Source organism: Halobaculum marinum, assembly GCF_029338555.1.
GTDB lineage: Archaea > Halobacteriota > Halobacteria > Halobacteriales > Haloferacaceae > Halobaculum > Halobaculum marinum.
Window position 1 is genome coordinate 2628952 of the sequence record NZ_CP119989.1, and the last position, 16831, is coordinate 2645782.

Below are 16831 nucleotides of genomic sequence, written 5' to 3' on the forward strand. Positions count from 1 at the left end.
ACCGGAGGGGTCGCCGGCTTACTCCTCGTCGCCCAGCGCGTGCCACGACAGCCGCGGGTTGCGTGCCGCGGAGGTTTGGTCGACGCGTCGCGAGGTCGTCTTGTTCGGGGCCGCGTGGAGCTCCTCGTCGGTGTCCGCGAACGCCTCGTTGAACGCATGCGCCAGGTCCTCCAGCGAGCGCTTGTTCTCCACCTCCGTCGGCTCCGTCAGCATCGCCTCGGGCACCATCTCGGGCCACTTCGTCGTCGGGGGGTGGACGCCGTAGTCGAGCATCCCCTTCGCCACGTCGGCGGCGTCGCGGTCGCCCGCGGTTGCCGCGAACTCGTGGTGGAACGGGCCGTACGGCACCTCCAGGTCGAGCAGGCTCGCGAGGTAGTTCGCGTTCAGCGTCGCCTTCGCGCTCGCGTCGAGCAGGCCCTCGTCGCCGAGGCGGTGGATGTACGCGTACGCACGGATGAGGACGAGCCAGTTGCCGCCGAATCCGTGGACCTTCCCGATGGAGTGGGCGGGGTCGAACAGTTCGTACTCGGGCGTGTCGGCCTCGTCGCCGGCGTCGTCGGCGTCGTCGGCGTCCGCGAGCGCGCCGCCATCCGAACCTACCTGCCGAACCTGCGGTCTGGGGAGGAACTCCGCGAGTTCCTCGACGACGCCCACCGGCCCGGCGCCGGGGCCACCACCGCCGTGGGGCGTCGCGAACGTCTTGTGGACGTTGTAGTGCATGATGTCGAACCCCATGTCGCCCGGGCGAGCGCGGCCCAGCAGGGCGTTGAGGTTCGCGCCGTCGTAGTACAGCAGGCCGCCCGCGTCGTGGACCACGTCCGCGATGTGGGCAATGTCGCGCTCGAACAGCCCCACCGTGTTGGGGTTGGTGAGCATCAGCGCGGCGGTGTCCTCGCTGACGGCGGCCTCCAGCGCCTCCACGTCGACGCGCCCGTCCTCGCCGGATGGGAGTTCGACCACGTCGTAGCCGGCCATCGCCGCGGTGGCGAAGTTGGTGCCGTGGGCGGACGCGGGGATGATAACCTCCGACTTGTCGTTGCCGTGGTGCTGGTGGTACGCCTTCGCGACGGCGATGCCGGTGAACTCGCCGGCGGCGCCCGCGGGCGGCTGGAGCGTGACGGCGTCCATCCCGCCGATGGTCGCGAGGTACTCTTGCAGGCCGTAGAGGAGTTCGAGGTTCCCCTGGACCGTCTCGGGGTCGCGGTCGGGGTGGACCGCCGCGTTCGGGTCGGCCGCGACCGCGTCCGCGAACGAGGGGTTGTACTTCATCGTACAGGAGCCGAGCGGGTACGGCCCCAACTCGACGCTCCAGTTCATCTGCGACAGCCGGGTGTAGTGGCGCGCCAGTTCCGGCTCGGAGATCTGGGGCAACTCCAGCGAGTCGCGCGTCAGGTCGTCCGGGAGGGCTGAGTTCTCGCCGGGGTCGACCGCGGTCGAGTCCTTCTCCGACAGGAGTGGCTCGTTGCGGGTATCGTCGCCGAAGCGGGCCTGATCGAAGTTCATTGAATCACCTCGGCGAACGCCGCGACCAAGTCGTCTGCTTCGTCGGCGTTCAGATCAGTCACGCACACCTGCAGCGTCTCGTCGTCGAGGACGTGGACCGCGAAGCCGTGGTCACGCAGGTCGACGGCGACGCGGGGGGCGTCGGCGACGCCGACGGTGAACTCCCGGAAGTGGTGGTGGGAGTCGAGCGGCGCCGTCACGCCGTCGACGGTGTCCAGGTCCGCCGCCAGCGACTCGGCGTTTCGGACGCAGTCTTCCGCCAGCGCGACGAGGCCCTCCGGGCCGAGCGAGGCGGCGTGCATCGCCGCCCGGAGCGCGACCCACGCCTGGTTGGTGCAGATGTTGGAGGTGGCGCGCTCCTTGCGGATGTGCTGTTCGCGCGTCTGGAGCGTGAGCGTGAACGCCCGGCGGTCGTCGGCGTCCTCGCTCTTGCCGACGAGGCGACCCGGCACCTGTCGGAGGAACTCCTCCTTACAGGCGAACAGGCCCAGGCCCATCCCGTAGCTCGCGGGCAGGCCGAGCGCGCCGGCCTCGCCGACGACCACGTCGGCGCCGACCGAGGCTGGCTCCTGCAGCAGCGAGAGGGCGACCGGGTCCGATCCGACGCAAAAGAGCGCGTCGTTCTCGTGTGCGAGGTCGCCGACCGCGGCCAGCGCGGGTTCGATGGCGCCCGTCACCGTCGGCGTCTCCGCGTACACGAACACGGTGTCGTCGTCGACGAGGTCCGCGAGCGCGTCGAGGTCGACCGTGTTGTCCGCGTACGGGTACGTCTCGACCGTCAGGTCCGAGCCGTCGACGTAGTTGTCGAGCGTGCCGCGCTTGCCGTCGCGGAGGGCCTCGGGCACGAGCACCGTCGCCCCGGACGTGCTCCGGACGCGCTCGGCGAGGAGGGCGGCCTCGGCGAGGCCGGTCGCGGCGTCGTACATCGAGCAGTTGGCGATGGGGAGGCCCGTCAGCTCCACCAGCATCGACTGGTACTCGAACAGCGCCTGGAGGAACCCCTGTGTGATCTCGGGCTGGTACTGGGTGTAGCTGGTGAGGAACTCCGATCGCGAGGAGAGGTCGTCGACCACGGCGGGGACGTAGTGCGAGTAGTGGCCCCGACCGAGGAACTCGGTGAGGTCGTCGTTGCGCGCGAACGTCTCGGCCAGATCCGCGCGGACCGTCCGCTCGTCGCGCTGGGGGATGCCGAACTCGCCGTCGAAGGCGACCTCCGCTGGGATGTCGAACAGGTCTGCCTCCTCGTCGACGCCGAGCGCGTCGAGCATCGCCGCCGTCTCGTCGGCGGTGTGGGGGGCGAAGGGAGAGCCGGTCGGCCCGCTCGTCCGTCCGCTCATCGGGGGACCACCTCGGCACGTCCGTGGGGGTGCACCGGCGTTCCGTGTCCACGTCTGTCCATATACGTGCCTACGGTCCCCCCACCAAGAGTCGTTCGTTCCCGGGCGGTGCAGCCGCCTCACCCGGACGATCACTCGGTCGCGAGTGAGTCCTGGCGCGGATCGGTTTTGTCCGTCGCGCCCCCACCGTCGCTCGTGCCCGACCCCGTCGACCCGCCGAAGTCCGACCCGCTCGACGTCGACGACGACGCCGACGTGATGCCCCGCCCGTACGCGGATCTGGTCCACGGCGTGATGGAGGCGCGGGGGTGTTCGAAGCCCGACGCCGAGGCGTGGGTAGACGAGCAGGGCCGTGAAGCCGCCGAGCGATTCCTCCTCGCGCGGTGGGCCGGTCGCTGATCAGCCCTCGGTCGGCGTCTCGGTGAACGCGGACTCGTCGACCGAGAGGCGGGTCCAGTAGACGGTTCCCTCGTAGGTGACGACGTAGTCACCGCTCACGCGCCACGTCTCGGGTGGTGACTCCCACTCGAAGCGTACTGGATCGTGTGCGCGAAAGCGGTCGACGAGCGACCGGAGCGCGTCGCTCGGCTCCTCGTCGTGGGCGACGTGGTAGCCCTCCCCGGCGCGCTCGTGGGGAACGTCGCCCGTCGGCGTCTGGCCGACCGCCGTCTCCACGATGTCGCGCTCGGCATCGGTGAGGCCGTCGAGCGTCCAACCGAACCGCTCGCGCACGTCGGCGCCGAAGTCGGCCGTCGACGAGACCCGGTCGGCGGTCACCTCGTACGTGTAGACGGTGTAGGAGCCGCGGTCGTCCACCTCGATCGTCGCGGGACCGTCGGGCCAGACGACCGCCGCGTACTCCGGGTCGGGGACGAGCACGGATTCCTCGACAGCCTCGGGTCGATAGTGCAGCGACGTGAGCACGCCCGGCGGTCGGTGGTCGTCGTAGCCTCGGTCCGCGAGTGCTTCGCGGTCGACCGCGGGCAACTCCTCGTAGCCGATCCGGTCGGCCGGGTCGGGCGTCTCGTCGCCGTCCTCGACCCGGATCGGATTCATCGTCACGCCGAACGCGCGCATCTCGCGGGAGTCGGTCACGTCGGCCCCGAAGCGGTAGACGCCCTCGCCCGCGACGACGACTGGTCGGTCCGTCGGGAGTGGTTCGTGTCGGTCCTCGACGGTCGCCGAACCAGTGTCGACGACCTCGCGGGCGAGCGCGTCCCGGTTCTCCGGGCCGGGGTCGGACACGTCGCCGTCGCCGAACGTCCACAGCGCCTGCTCGGCGATACCGGCGTCGTCTTCGGAGACCATGCGGAGGGAGGCGGTCGGGGAGGGCGCACAGCCGACACAGCCGCCGGTGGCTGTCACGGCCAGCGTCGCCGTCGTCGCGAGGAACGAGCGGCGGTCGAGTGGCATACCCGCGGCTACACGACAGGGTGCCAAGAGGTTCCCGGTGGCGAAAACGCGCGTGTGTGTGTCTCGGTGTCGGCCCGACGCCTACGCGATCTGGTCGGCGTACTCCTCGGCGGTGAGGAGGTCCTCGAGGTCGCCCTCGTCCAGGTCGAGTTCGAGCATCCAGCCCTCGCCGAACGGGTCGTCGTTGACGAGTTCGGGCGCGTCGAACAGCGCCTCGTTCACGGCGGTCACCTCACCGGAGACGGGGGCGTACAGGTCCGAGACGGCCTTGATCGACTCGATGACGCCGAACTCGGCGTCGGCGTCGAGCGCGTCGCCCTCGTTGGGGAGTTCCACGAACACCACGTCGCCGAGTTCGTCCTGCGCGAAGTCGGTGATGCCGACCCGCCCCGTTTCGGGGTCGATCCACTCGTGCGACTCGCGGTAGTGCAGGCCCTCGGGTACGTCGAAGCTCATCGTCTATCGGTACCCGTGCGGCGAGGGTACTTGGGTGTATTCGAATCCGTCCGACCCGCCGGTTCACCACAGACGGTCGGGTGAGCGCCAGCCAGCGACCTACTCGAACGGGACCGTCACGACCTTCGCGCGCTTCTCGCGCGCGCGGACGACGACGTTCACCTCGGTACCCGGGTCGGTGAAGCCGACCGGGAGGTAGCCCAGCGCGATGGGCTTGTCGAGGGTGGGGCTCATCGTCCCCGACGTGACGACGCCGACGACGTGGCCGTTCTCGTCGGTCACGTCGTAACCGTGGCGCGGGACGCCGCGGTCGAGCAGTTCGATCCCGACGAACGTCTCCTCGACGCCCGTCTCGGCCTGCTCGGCGAGCGCGTCGCGGCCGACGAACTCCGTGTCGAGGTCGACGACGAAGCCGATGTCCGCCTCGTACGGCGTGCGTGGCTCGTCCTCGGGGTGGAAGTCCTGCCCCGACAGGAGGAAGCCCTTCTCCATGCGCAGGGTGTCGCGAGCGCCGAGGCCGCACGGCGCCGCGTCGTCGGCGAACAGCGCCCACACGTCCTCGGCGGCCTCCCACGGACAGAGAATCTCGAACCCGTCCTCGCCCGTGTAGCCGGTCCGGGCGACCCAACACTCGGCGCCGGCGAACGGTGCGAACGTCGCGGAGAACCGCGACAGGTCGCGCACGTCCGGTCCGTCGGCGTCGACCGCGTCGGCGACGAGGTCCGGCGCCTCGGGACCCTGCACGGCGAACATCGCCCAGTCCTCGGTGACGTTGCGCACCTCGCAGTCGAGGTCCCACTCGTCGCGGTGGTCGACCCACCGGTCGTGCGTCTCGGTGTCGTGGCCGGCGTTCGGGATGAACAGGTACGCCGGCACCGTGTTGGCATCGTCCGCGTCGTCGCCGTCGCCGTCTGCGGTCGACTCGTCGGGGAGGCGGTAGACGACCGTGTCGTCGATCATGACGCCGTCCTCGCGGGTGATGGCGGCGTACTGGGCGTCACCGACGGCCAACTCGGTCACGTCGTTGCTCGTCAGGCGCTGCATGAGCGTCGTCGCGTCGGGACCCGCGACCTCGATTTCGCCCATGTGGGAGACGTCGAATATCCCAGCCGCCTCGCGCACCGCCGTGTGTTCGGTGCGGATGGAGTCGAACTCGACCGGCATGTCCCACCCGCCGAACTCGGTGAACTTGGCGCCGCGCTCGGCGTGTACCTCGCGGAGGGGCGGCTTCCGGAGCGTCATACCCACAGCGTCGCCCGCCCGCGAGTAAGCGTTTGGTATTCCAGCCGAATGATCCCGCCGTTGGTCACGGTGCCAGTCGCGGCGCCGACGGCTCCCTCGGCGTGGGTTTCACCGCCGATAGCCGGAGCGCCCAGTCTTAAATAGGTGCGGCGGGTGCGACGACTGATGCTCGGAACCGGCGTCCCGACACTCCTCTCGCTTTACGTGGTGGCCTACGCCGTCGCGATCGGTGGCTGTCTGCTCGCGCTCCGTCGGGCGGTCGCCATCGACGACGACGAGACGCGACGGGGACTCGTCGCGTTGGTGGTCTCCAGCGGCGGGTGGGCGGTCGCCCAGTTGGCGTACCTGCTCGCCCCGACGCCGACGCTCCAGTACGCGTTGTACCTCACCGGTCTGATCGTCGGCCTGACCACGATCGGAGGGTGGCTGTACTTCTGTTCGGCGTACACCGGGCGCGCGTTCCACCGGAACCAGACGTACCGCCGCGCGGCGGTCGGCGCGTACCTCGCCGTCGTCGCGATCAAGGTGACGAACCCCCTCCACGGCTTCTACTTCACCGCCGAGGTGGCGACCACGCCGTTCACCCACCTCGCCGTCCAGCAGGGCCTCGCCCACTGGGTGGTCACTGGGGTGTCGTACTCGCTCGTCGCGGTCGGCTTCTTCATGCTGTTCGACCAGTTCCTCGAGGCCGACTTCGACACGCGACCGCTGGCGGCGCTGGTCGGCGCGACCGCGCTGCCGGTCGCGTTCGACGTGGTCGAGGTCGCGACGCCGTCGCTGCTCGATCTCAGCATGGAACCCGTGGGCGTCGCGGTGTTCGCCGTCGGCACCCTGTACGTGTTCGAAGACCGGTTCCTCTCGGTCCAGTTGTCCGACGGGATCGACGACTCGTTGATCTACCTGGACGAGGACGACCGAGTGCGCGAGACGAACGACCTCGCTCGCGAGACGTTCCCCGAACTGCGGGGCGCCCGCGGCGACCCGATCTCGACTGCGCTGCCCGACGTGGCCGCCGAACTCGACGGCGGCGAGGGACTGCTCGAACGGTCGGGCGCGGGTGGCTCGCGCTTTTTCCTCGTGACGACGACCGAGTTCGTCCGCGCCCGTGGGACCGTCGGGCGCTTAGTGATGTGCAGCGACGTGACCGACTCCGAACGCCGGCGCCGAGAGTTGGCCCGGCAGAACGACCAACTGGAGTCGTTCGCCGCCGCCATGCGCCACGAACTGTTCAACACCCTCCAGATCGTCGCCGGGCGCGTCGACCTCGCCGGCGCCGAACTGGAGGGGGGCGACGTGGACGCGGCGCGTGAGTCGCTCCGCACGGCCTCGCGGACCGCCGACCGGATGCGGCGACTCGTCGAGGACTTCGCCGAACTCGCGCGCAAGGGGCAGACCGTCGAGGACACCGAGTCGGTCGCGTTCGGGTCGACCGTCGAGGACGCGTGGCGGTCCCTCGGCCCCGACGGGCTCCGACTGGTGCGCGAAGGCGACGGCCAGATCGACGCCGACCCCGAGCGCCTCGAGTCGTTGCTCGCCAGCGCGTTCCGCTTCGCCGCGCACAACGACGCCTCGCAGGTGAGCGTCACCCTCCGCGAGGACGGCCTCGTCGTCGCCGACGACGGCGAGGAGTACCCCGAACTGGACCCCGAGGCGTTCTTCGAGTACGGCGGCGCCGTTCCGGACGCAGAGGCCGGAATCGCGCTCCCCAACGTCCGCACGCTCGCGGAGGTCCACGGCTGGCAGGCGACGGTCGACCCCGACTACGCCGGGGGCGTCAAGGTCGTCGTCAGCGGCGCCTGCACCGACATCGAGGAGCGGTCGCCGGGCGCGACGCTCGGTGAGCACGGCCAAGCGACCGCGTCTGTCGAGTGAGCGTGAACGGGCAGCAGAGAATCGGCGGTGTCGCGGCGGGTCGCCGGTCGGCGCCTCAGTAGGCGTCGACGTAGGCGGCGACGTCGAGCAGGCGGTTCGAGAAGCCGTACTCGTTGTCGTACCACGTCAGGATCTTCGCGACGCCCTCGTCGTCGTCGCCGACGACGTTCGTCGAGCGCAGGTCGACGTACGAGGAGAACGGCAGGCCGATGATGTCGCGGCTGACGACCTCGTCGTCGGTGTAGCCGAGCACGCCCGCCAGCGGCCCCGAGTCCGCCGCGTCACGGAACGCCGCGTTGATCTCGTCTGCCGACGGGGAGTCCTCGAGGTCCACGACGAGTTCGGTGAGCGAGCCGTTCGGGACCGGGACGCGCATCGCCATCCCGTCGAGTTTCCCCTGCAGTTGCGGGAGAATCTCGGTGGCCGCCTGCGCGGCGCCCGTCGAGGTGGGGACGATGTTCTCGGCGGCGGCGCGCCCGCGGCGCGTCTTCGCCTTCGGGCCGTCGACGAGGTTCTGGCTCCCCGTGTACGCGTGGACGGTCGTCAGGGTGCCCGAGGCGATGCCGAACTCCTCGTCGAGCACCTTCGCGACCGGCGTGACGGAGTTGGTCGTACAGGAGGCGTTCGAGACGACCGACTCGCCCTCGTACTCCTCCTCGTGGTTGACGCCGTACACGAGCTGTTTCACCGGCTCCTCGCCCTTCGGCGGCGCGGAGATGACGGCCACGTCGGCGCCTGCCTCCACGTGCTTCTCGGCGTCGCCCTTCGTGCGGAACACGCCGGTACACTCCAACGCCACGTCGACGTCGAGGTTGTCCCACGGCAGGTCGGCGGGGTCCTGCTCGTCGAGCACCGGCACCGCCGTGTCGCCGATGGACAACTCGCGCGCGTCGGCGTCGTAGCTGATCCCGTCGAGGCGACCCATCACCGAGTCGTAGGACGCGAGGTAGCGCATCTCCTCGCCCTCCATCACGTCGTTGATGCCGACGAGTTCGATGCGGGGGTCCTCCAACACCGCACGGAAGACGTTGCGACCGATCCGACCGAACCCGTTGAGCCCCACACGGACGGGATTGTCGACGTCGTCGCCCGCCGCGAGGTACGATTTACTCATATCCGAATAACTGATGGCCGACGACTTATCGCTTGTGGGTACGGCCGAGCGGGGCGCTGCGCGACGGTCGAGTGGGAGCGCGACTCGGCGCCCCGATGTGGCGCCCCGTCGCCTCGGGGGAGACGTGTCGGGCGAGACGGCAGGACGTGGCGCTCGCCGGGGGGGAGAAGGCTTATTCGGACCAACGAACAACAAGCGGTGAGAATGCGTGACAACCGCGACGATCCGTTCGGCGATATCTTCGAGGAGATCGAACGGATGATGAGCGAAATGACCGGCGCTGCGACGGGTGCGGCCGCGCCCGGCGACGCCGGCTTCGGCGACGAGACCCACGTGTCGGTGTACGAGGAGGGTGAGACGGTGCGAGTCGTCGCCGACCTCCCGGGGATCGACAAGGGAGGGATCGACCTCCAGTGTGACGGGTCGACCCTGACGATCACCGCGGAGGGTGAGCACCGCCGCTTCGACGAGCGTGTTCGGCTCCCGACCCGCGTCGACGAGCACTCCGCGACGGCGACGTTCAACAACGGCGTCCTCGAAGTTCGCCTCGACGCCCTCGAACCGTCCGCCGACATCGACGTCGAGTAACTCCGCCACCCACGCCGGGTCGGCGTCCGTTCTCGAACGCGTTGGTTCGACAGCGACCGCCACGCCGGCGCCCGCGGAACCAGTTTCTGCCGCACCAGTTTCTGCCACACCAGCTACCGCTGTGCCATCCTCCCCACCAGCTACCGCCGGGCCGTCCGCCGCACCAGCGCCGCCACGTCGGCGTCGAAGCCGTCGCGGTACTTGTGGGCCTCGTCGACCGTCGGGCGGGCGTTCGTCTCCGAGATGACGAGGCGACCGTCCGTCTCGAGGAGGTCGACCCCGAGCAGGGGGATGTCGAGCGCCTCGGCTGCCCGTTCCGCCAGTTCCCGCGCCGGGTCGTCGAGGGCGACGCCCTCCGCGACGGCGCCGCGGTGGACGTTGTGCTTCCACCTGCCCTCGGCGAGCGCCCCCGCCGGGAGTCGGCGCTCGACGGCGCCCGCGTAGTCGCCGTCGACCACCATCGCCCGGTAGTCGGTCGCGCCCGGGAGGAACTCCTGGAGGAGGAACGACTTGTCGCCCGTCGCGCGGTAGTCGTGGACCAAATCGAGGTAGTCGGTGACGCCGAGCAGTGAGTCTGGGTCGGTCGCCTTCGCGACGCCCACCCCGCGGGTCGCGGAGTTGGGTTTGACGACGACGGGGTAACCGACCTCGTCGGCGGCGGCGAGCACCGCCTCGTCGTCGACGGGGTTCGACACTAGTCGCGTCTCCGGCACCGGCAGGCCGGCGGCCGACAGCGCCGCGAGCGTGCCGGCCTTGTTGCGCGAGGCGAGGGTCGCATCGCGCCCGTTCACCCACGGCACGCCGAGGTGCGTGTCGAGCACCGCCCCCTCCATCAGTCGCGAGGGGTACACCCACCCGGCGTCGAAGCCGTCGAACTCGTCGGTCGCGTCGCCCGCACCGGTCGCGTCCGCGGTGTCGACGCGGAGCACGCGCTCGTCGGGTTGGACGTGCTCGACGGCGATGCCGTGCGGGGCGAGTCGCTCGCGGAGGCGCTCGAACGTCTCCGCCCGCGTCGTCACGGCGAGGCGGAGGTCGGGGTCGGTGGGGGGCGACGGCATGGTCGTATCCGACCGTCGGGCCCCCCGGAGGTAACGGTTCGGCTCGCGGTGTTGGGGGCGCTGGCCCCCACCCATCGACGGCGACTACTCGGTCATCTCGGGCGGGAGTGCGCCGAGTTGCGCGAGAATCCCGAGCATGTCGTAGTACCACCACGCCTCGGTGACCGCGCCGTCCTCGACGGCGTACACCGTGGTTCCGGACCACTCGGCGCGTTCGTTACTGGGTTCCAGCCCGAAATCCGTGAGCCCGCCCTCGTCGGTGCCGGACGCCGTCCACCGGGAGACGATCCGACCCTCGCCGACGATCACCTCGTCGGTCTCGACGTGGAAGTCGGGGAAGATCGTCCTGACGTCGTCGATCCACTCGGCGAACTCGTCGACACCGTGGAGTTCCTCGTTCTCGGGGATATCGTGGATCACGGCGTCCGCGGCGACGTAGTCGCCGAGGGTCGCGAGGTCTCCACCGTTCCAGATCTCCTGCGTGAAGTCGGCTATCAGTTCCGCTGCCGCATCGTTGGACATCGTGCTCACTCGAACCACCCGATCTGCGGTAGTCTGTCGTGGAGCATCAACGGTGCCGGCGGTTTTCGTCGCGCTGGTATCGCCCCGCCTGTAGCGCCCCGGATCACCCGCCGGCGCCGCCCCCGCGACACGGCGCCACACGCGCATCCGGAGAAACGAGGCTTCTTACGGCCCGAGCAGGTAGTCGCCCACATGAGCGATTCCGACGTTCCCTCGCAGGTGCCCGTGGAGTGCCCGGGCTGTGCCGAGGAGACGCCCCACGAGGTGCTGAAGCCCGGCGGTCACGCGACGGTGCAGTGTACGGTCTGCGGTCACACGCACAAAGTCGAGGTGCCCGAACCGACGACCGTCGACGTCGACGTGGTCGTCTCGCAGGACGGCGAGTCGTACACCGCGACGCTGGAGGGCGAGCCCGACCAGCTCGTCGAGGTCGGCGACGAGTTCATCGTCGAGACCGAACAGGCGATCCAACAGGTGCGCGTCACCTCCATCGAGTTGGAGGGCGACCGTCGCGTCGAGCAGTCCGACATCGACCACGCCGCGACCGTCTGGACGCGCGTCGTCGACAACGTCTCCGTCAACATCACCGTCCACCCGAAGGACGGGCGCCGCGACGAGACGCGCTCGCTGAAGGTGTACGTCCCCGGCGACTACGAGTTCGTCGTCGGGCAGACCGTCTCCTTCGGCGACGACGAGATCGAAATCGAGGGCGTGCAGGTGCGCGACGAGACCGCCGACACCTACCGCCACGAGAAATTCGACCACGACGGCGACATGGTGTACGCGAAGGACGTGAAGCGGGTGTACGCCCGCGACACCAAGACGGCCGCCTGGTCCGCCTGGTGAGAAGGCGATAGCCCCGACCGAACACCGATTCTCTCGACGGCTGAAGTGCGCTTCAGCGAGCGCTTTTCTTCCTCCTTGCACATCCCGAGACCGTGCGACCGAGTCCCCGATCACACCCAACCGACCCCCGCGACGGAGGTCACCGATGAGCGAGTGGCGCGTCGCCGACCCGACCGCCCGCACGACCGACCCCGACGCCGCACAGCCGCCACGCGAGACGACGTTCGCCGACGCGGCCGCGCACGCGAACTTCGTCGTCCACGAACCGACGACCCTCCCCGACGACTGTGCCGTCGAGACAGTGACCTACCGGCCGGAACAGCCGCCGGGCAGACCTGAGGGCGTCGAGGCGGCCGACCTCGGGCAGACACCGTGGAGCGAGGGGAACCCCTCCAGCGTGCGCGCCGTGGTCCGCGGCGACGACCGTGCGCTCCGGGTCAAGCAGTTCCTGTACGACTGGGCGCCCCCCGCGGCGAGCGTCGCGCCGCTGTGGCGCACGCCGGCGCCGACGCCCGTCGCCTGCGATGACGCGGTGGGCTGGCTCGGCACCGACTACGAGGACCGGCGCGGCGCGTGTCTCCAGCGCGAGCGCGCACAGATCGAGGTGTCGGTCACCGCGGGCTCGTTCGCGGACGACGAACTCGCGGCGCTGCTGCGCGGGTTCGCGCCCGCCGACCCCGAGGCGAGCCGAGGGGTCCGCGAGGCGCCGTTTCACGCGCTGAACTACTGGGTCCGGTTCGGTTGTCGGCCACCGGGCGTCCCGCACGGTCTGTGGGACCACTCGGGTCCGCGGCCGTACGACGAGAGCCGACCCGTGTCGCTGTCTGCGCTGGCGGCGGCGTCGGAGCGCTACACCCCACAGCCGCTCGTCCCGGGCGACCGCGGGGCAGGCGACGCCTTCGTGTTCGACTCGGCGCTGGCGTTCCCCGAGGCCGACGCGGTCGAACTCCTGTTCCGCGACCGCACGACCGGAAGCGACCACCTCTGGATCACCGCCGCGGCGGCGGGGAGTCCGCTCGCGCCGGCGTTGCCTCCGGCGGAGGCCGACCAGCCAGCCGAGACGCGCGAACGGATCGACTGCCGCGGAACCAACGTGTACTACGCCGCACTCACCGAGGAGCACGGCGCGTGGGAGGCACAGTGGGCGGACGACGGGGTCCGGTACGCCGTCTGGGCGGGCGCCTCGCACGGCCTCGACGGGGCGGCGTTCCGCGAGGTCGTCGCCGGACTGACACCGCCGTAGCCCGCCGATACGCCCGGTCCGACGACTGCGTTCCCGAGCACCGCCCCGATTCCGTGGCGCGCCCCCCGTGGAGGGATGCTCTTTTATCCACCCAGTCAAACTCCCGCGAACGAACGATGCCGACCGACGAGCGGACCGGGCTCGACACCGAGGAACTGCTCCTCGTGTGGGCAGCGCGGCGGACGGGCGTGTTGGACGCGCTGTTGACGACGGCGGGGACGCCGGCGGAGGTGGCCGCCGCGACCGACGTCGCGGAGCCGCTGGCTCGACGGCTCGTCGAGGCGCTGGCGGAGTTGGGGTTCTTCGAGGCCGTCGACGACGAGTACGAGCCGACGAACCGCGCGCTCGGGATGCTCGCGAAGCGCGACGTGCGCTCCATCGGGTCGGTCCCTCACGACCTCGACGTGCTCGACGAGTTGGTCGGGCTCCCCGAGACGCTGGAGACGGGCGTCCCGCCCGAGCGTCGCAGCGACTGGGAGGCGAACGCGCTGGGCGCGCACTACGCCACCGACCCCGCCGTCGTCCGGGCGTGCGTCACCGCCGCGGTCCGGGCGAACCCCGACGCCGACTCGGTGGTGGACCTGTGCGGTGGCTCCGGCGTGTACGCCCGCGAGTTCGCCGCCCGCGGCGTCGACGCGACGCTGGTCGAGTCGCCGTCTGCGGTCGACCTGCTCGGGCGCGTCCACGGCGACCGCGTGTCCTTGCACGCGGGCATCCCCGCGACGCTCGACCGGAGCTTCGACCTCGCGTTCCTCGGCGACGGCCTCTCCGGGATGGACCCCGGCGAAATCGTGCCGACGCTGTCGGTCGCGGTCGACCTGCTCGACGGCGACGGCGCCCTCGTCGCGACCGACGTGCTCGACGACGACTCGGGCGACGCCGTCGCCGTGGAGGCACGCGCGCTCGCCGCGGGGCACGGGGGCGCCTACGCGCCCGAGACCGTCCGCGACTGGTTCTCCGAGGCCGGCCTCGCGGACGTGCGCGTCGAGCCGATCCCCGGGATCGGCCGGCACGCCGCCGTCGGCGTCGTCGACGGCTGACCGCCGGTCCCCACGATGACGTTCGCGTTCGCGCAGAGGTCACCACTCGCTCCGCGATCGGGGCGAAACCGCTGGGCTGAGAGTTTCTGTTAAGTAGATACGATCCAACTGGCAGTCGAATGTGTGACGAGTCCCGACACGGTGTCGGTCTCCTGCAGTCAGGTTCGGTTCACGGTCGAGGGTCGTGACCGGCGCCATCGTCGAGGTCGTCTCGCCGGAGACGCTGCGCGTCCTCAGCGATGCGTGGTCGTTCGTCCTGTCCTCGCCGGACGTGTTCGTCGCGTTCGTCCTCTGGCAGTTGCTGCTGCTGTACACCGTCCCGGTCGCGTTCTGGGACTACGAACTGCTCCGGTCGACCGTCAGCCGACGCCGCATCGCGCGGTCGAGCGATCCGACCCTCAGTTGGGACCTCGACGCCGTGCAAGTGCGGATCCTCACCATCGGCAACGAGGCTGTCGTGCGCGAGACCGTCGCGTCCCTGCCCGATGGACTCGACGACGTGGTCGTCGTCGCGGAGGAACCGATCGACGTGCCGGGCGCTGAGGTGTTGGTCGTGCCGGACGACTTCGTCTGCACCGCGACCCACAAGGGACGCGCCGTGGAGTGGGCGCGGCGCAACCACCCGACCGACCGCGAGTACGTGCTGTACCTCGACGAGGACACCGACGCGTCGGCGCTGACGGAGATTCCGTCGAACGCGGACGTCGTCCAGTTCCGCGAACGTCCGTCCCGGAGCGGCGGGTTGGTCCCGTACTTGGCGGAGATCCACCGCATCGGCTTCAACGTCGAACAGCGGGCGTTCCCGTTCTTGGGCATCCCGTTCTACGCGTGGGGCGGTGGGATCGCGATCCGGCGGAGTCTGGAGGAGGAGGTGACCTGGGACACGCCGAGCATCGTCGAGGACTCGGTGTTCCTCTGGCGCGCGGTCCGCGAGTACGGCGCGACGCTGGACGTCGCCGACGTGCCCCTCCGTAACCAGGCGCCACCCTCGGTGTCGGCGATGATCGCACAGCGACGCCGGTGGTTGACGGGGACCCGCACGCGCACGGACCTGCTCCCGAAGGACTACCGCGTCCTCTACCAGATGCGCGACCTCGGGTGGGCGCTGTCGACGGTCAGCCCGTTGCTGTGGCTCGGCTCCGTCGTGAGCTACCTCGGGTACACCGACCTCTCGCTGCTCCCGGTGTTCTTCCCGGAGGCGTACACGGCGCTCTCGCTCGTCCTCCTGTGTCACGTGTACGGGTGGTCGCTCCTGGGTCTCGTCACCTACCGACCGCCGGCAGCGGTGTGGGTGTACCTGCTCGTGTTCACCCCGCTCGTCGTCACGGTCCACTCGGCGGGCGCGCTGTACGGGCTGCTCCGCCCCGCGAAGACGTTCGCCGTCACCCGGAAGGTCGTCGAGGCGGCGCCCGACGGGGTCGACGACGCGCTCGGGGAGGTACTGGACGTCCCGACCGACGACGACGCGCCGGAGCACCTCCTCGAGAGTGACGGCGGCGAAGAGGAGCGCCCGTGACCCCACCCGACAGCGGTCGAGGTGGCAGACGGTCACGCTCGACGGCGGCCCGCCCGCCGCTCGACGGGTCGGGACGGAGGCTCGGCGGGGCGTTCCTCGGCGACGTCCCCGAGTCGCTGCAGCGCGCCAGCGACGTGGAGGCGTGGCTCTCGACCGGCCTGGACGTCCAGACCGTGTTCGAGCCGTGGGCGACCGCACCCGTTGCGATCGCCGACCTGTTCGATCGGTTGGCCGCCGTCTGGGAGGCGGGCCGGACGCCCCTGCTGACGTGGGAACCGTTCACCCGTACTCCCGAGGAGACGCCGGACGACCTCCTCGTGCGGATCGTGCGCGGTCGCTACGACGAGTACCTCGGCGAGTGGGGGCGCGCCCTCTCGCAGTGGCTCGCCGGACCGGACGGCGAACACGGCACCCCGGACGACCGCCGGATCCTGATCCGCCCGATGCACGAAGCGAACGGCGACTGGTACCCGTGGGCGCCGTCGGTCGCGGAGACGCCCGCTTCGACGTACGTTCGCGCGTGGCGACGGATCCACCGCGAGGTCACCAAGCGCCTCCCGGCCGACGCCGCCGTGTCGTGGATCTGGGCCGTCAACCACGTCGACGTGGGCGACGTGCACGCGGAGGCACTGTTCCCCGGCGACGACGCCGTCGACTGGGTCGGCGTCGACGGCTTCAACTGGGGGACGAGTCGCGAGTGGAGCGCGTGGCGCGACCCGGCGGCGGTGTTCGGCGAGATGCTCGACCGCGTCGCCGGGTGCTCGGCACGCCCGCTGTGTGTCCCCGAGTTCGGCTGTGGCTCCGAGCGAGCGACCGGTCCAGATCCGGACGCAAAGAGCGCGTGGCTCGCCGACGCGTTCGCCACGTTCGTGGACCGGGACGTCCGCCTCGCTGGGTACTTCGGTACCGACAAAGAGACCGACTGGGCCGTCTTCGGCGGCGAGCGCGGCGCGAACACGATCCGCGTCGACGGGCGCTCGTACCGGACGTACCCGGGGTTCAGGCGCGGCTACCGCGCGTTCGTCGACGCGTAGCGTCGAACCGTCGGCGGGTCGATGCTCCGGAAAAGTGGCGTTTTACA

General features: G+C 70.4%; 16 protein-coding genes. 8 read left to right on the forward strand and 8 right to left on the reverse strand.

Annotated elements, in window-relative coordinates; translation table 11 throughout:
• Positions 1–18 precede the first annotated feature (18 nt).
• Positions 19–1503, reverse strand: a complete 1485-nt coding sequence (gcvPB, locus tag P0R32_RS13695) for an aminomethyl-transferring glycine dehydrogenase subunit GcvPB (protein ID WP_276237586.1) — start codon at positions 1501–1503, stop codon at positions 19–21.
• Positions 1500–2840, reverse strand: a complete 1341-nt coding sequence (gene gcvPA / locus P0R32_RS13700; RefSeq protein ID WP_276237587.1) for an aminomethyl-transferring glycine dehydrogenase subunit GcvPA — start codon at positions 2838–2840, stop codon at positions 1500–1502. Before gcvPA ends, gcvPB begins: the two co-directional genes overlap by 4 nt.
• A 195-nt stretch (positions 2841–3035) precedes the next feature.
• Between gcvPA and P0R32_RS13705 the strand changes: the two genes are divergently transcribed.
• Positions 3036–3239: a hypothetical protein gene (locus P0R32_RS13705; protein ID WP_276237588.1), complete on the forward strand. Its 204-nt coding sequence runs from the start codon at positions 3036–3038 to the stop codon at positions 3237–3239.
• On the opposite strand, the gene P0R32_RS13710 is transcribed toward P0R32_RS13705, so the two are convergent.
• From P0R32_RS13710 to gcvT, 3 genes are all read right to left on the reverse strand, one after another.
• The gene (locus P0R32_RS13710; RefSeq protein WP_276237589.1) at positions 3240–4253 is read right to left on the reverse strand and encodes a hypothetical protein; all 1014 of its coding nucleotides are present in this window, start codon (positions 4251–4253) and stop codon (positions 3240–3242) included.
• A gap of 81 nt (positions 4254–4334) precedes the next feature.
• Entirely contained in the window at positions 4335–4709 is a 375-nt protein-coding gene (gene gcvH, locus P0R32_RS13715) for a glycine cleavage system protein GcvH (protein ID WP_276237590.1), read from the reverse strand.
• 99 nt (positions 4710–4808) lie between these two features.
• A complete protein-coding gene (gene gcvT, locus P0R32_RS13720; RefSeq protein WP_276237591.1) occupies positions 4809–5951 on the reverse strand; it encodes a glycine cleavage system aminomethyltransferase GcvT in 1143 nt (380 codons plus the stop codon).
• A gap of 165 nt (positions 5952–6116) precedes the next feature.
• Here gcvT and P0R32_RS13725 point away from each other — a divergent pair, with 165 nt between their 5' ends.
• Positions 6117–7823, forward strand: coding sequence for a sensor histidine kinase (locus tag P0R32_RS13725; protein ID WP_276237592.1), 1707 nt, complete (start codon positions 6117–6119; stop codon positions 7821–7823).
• 55 nt (positions 7824–7878) lie between these two features.
• Here P0R32_RS13725 and gap read toward each other — a convergent pair whose 3' ends face one another.
• Positions 7879–8937, reverse strand: coding sequence for a type I glyceraldehyde-3-phosphate dehydrogenase (gap, locus tag P0R32_RS13730; RefSeq protein WP_276237593.1), 1059 nt, complete (start codon positions 8935–8937; stop codon positions 7879–7881).
• Positions 8938–9141: 204 nt separating this feature from the next.
• Between gap and P0R32_RS13735 the strand changes: the two genes are divergently transcribed.
• Complete coding sequence (locus P0R32_RS13735; protein ID WP_276237594.1) at positions 9142–9525, forward strand: Hsp20/alpha crystallin family protein; 384 nt, start codon at positions 9142–9144, stop codon at positions 9523–9525.
• Between the two features lie 140 nt (positions 9526–9665).
• On the opposite strand, the gene P0R32_RS13740 is transcribed toward P0R32_RS13735, so the two are convergent.
• Entirely contained in the window at positions 9666–10583 is a 918-nt protein-coding gene (locus P0R32_RS13740) for an ATP-grasp domain-containing protein (RefSeq protein ID WP_276237595.1), read from the reverse strand.
• 84 nt (positions 10584–10667) lie between these two features.
• A complete protein-coding gene (locus tag P0R32_RS13745) occupies positions 10668–11105 on the reverse strand; it encodes an ester cyclase (protein ID WP_276237596.1) in 438 nt (145 codons plus the stop codon).
• Positions 11106–11297: 192 nt separating this feature from the next.
• Here P0R32_RS13745 and P0R32_RS13750 point away from each other — a divergent pair, with 192 nt between their 5' ends.
• From P0R32_RS13750 to P0R32_RS13770, 5 genes are all read left to right on the forward strand, one after another.
• Entirely contained in the window at positions 11298–11951 is a 654-nt protein-coding gene (locus tag P0R32_RS13750; RefSeq protein WP_276237597.1) for an HVO_0476 family zinc finger protein, read from the forward strand.
• A gap of 145 nt (positions 11952–12096) precedes the next feature.
• Positions 12097–13194 (forward strand): hypothetical protein, encoded by a 1098-nt coding sequence (locus tag P0R32_RS13755; RefSeq protein ID WP_276237598.1) that lies wholly within the window; start codon positions 12097–12099, stop codon positions 13192–13194.
• 116 nt (positions 13195–13310) lie between these two features.
• A complete protein-coding gene (locus P0R32_RS13760) occupies positions 13311–14234 on the forward strand; it encodes a class I SAM-dependent methyltransferase (protein ID WP_276237599.1) in 924 nt (307 codons plus the stop codon).
• A gap of 184 nt (positions 14235–14418) precedes the next feature.
• Positions 14419–15750: a glycosyltransferase family 2 protein gene (locus tag P0R32_RS13765; protein WP_276237600.1), complete on the forward strand. Its 1332-nt coding sequence runs from the start codon at positions 14419–14421 to the stop codon at positions 15748–15750.
• Positions 15747–16784, forward strand: a complete 1038-nt coding sequence (locus P0R32_RS13770) for a glycoside hydrolase family 26 protein (protein ID WP_276237601.1) — start codon at positions 15747–15749, stop codon at positions 16782–16784. The genes P0R32_RS13765 and P0R32_RS13770 overlap by 4 nt, the downstream gene beginning before the upstream one ends.
• Positions 16785–16831 lie beyond the last annotated feature (47 nt).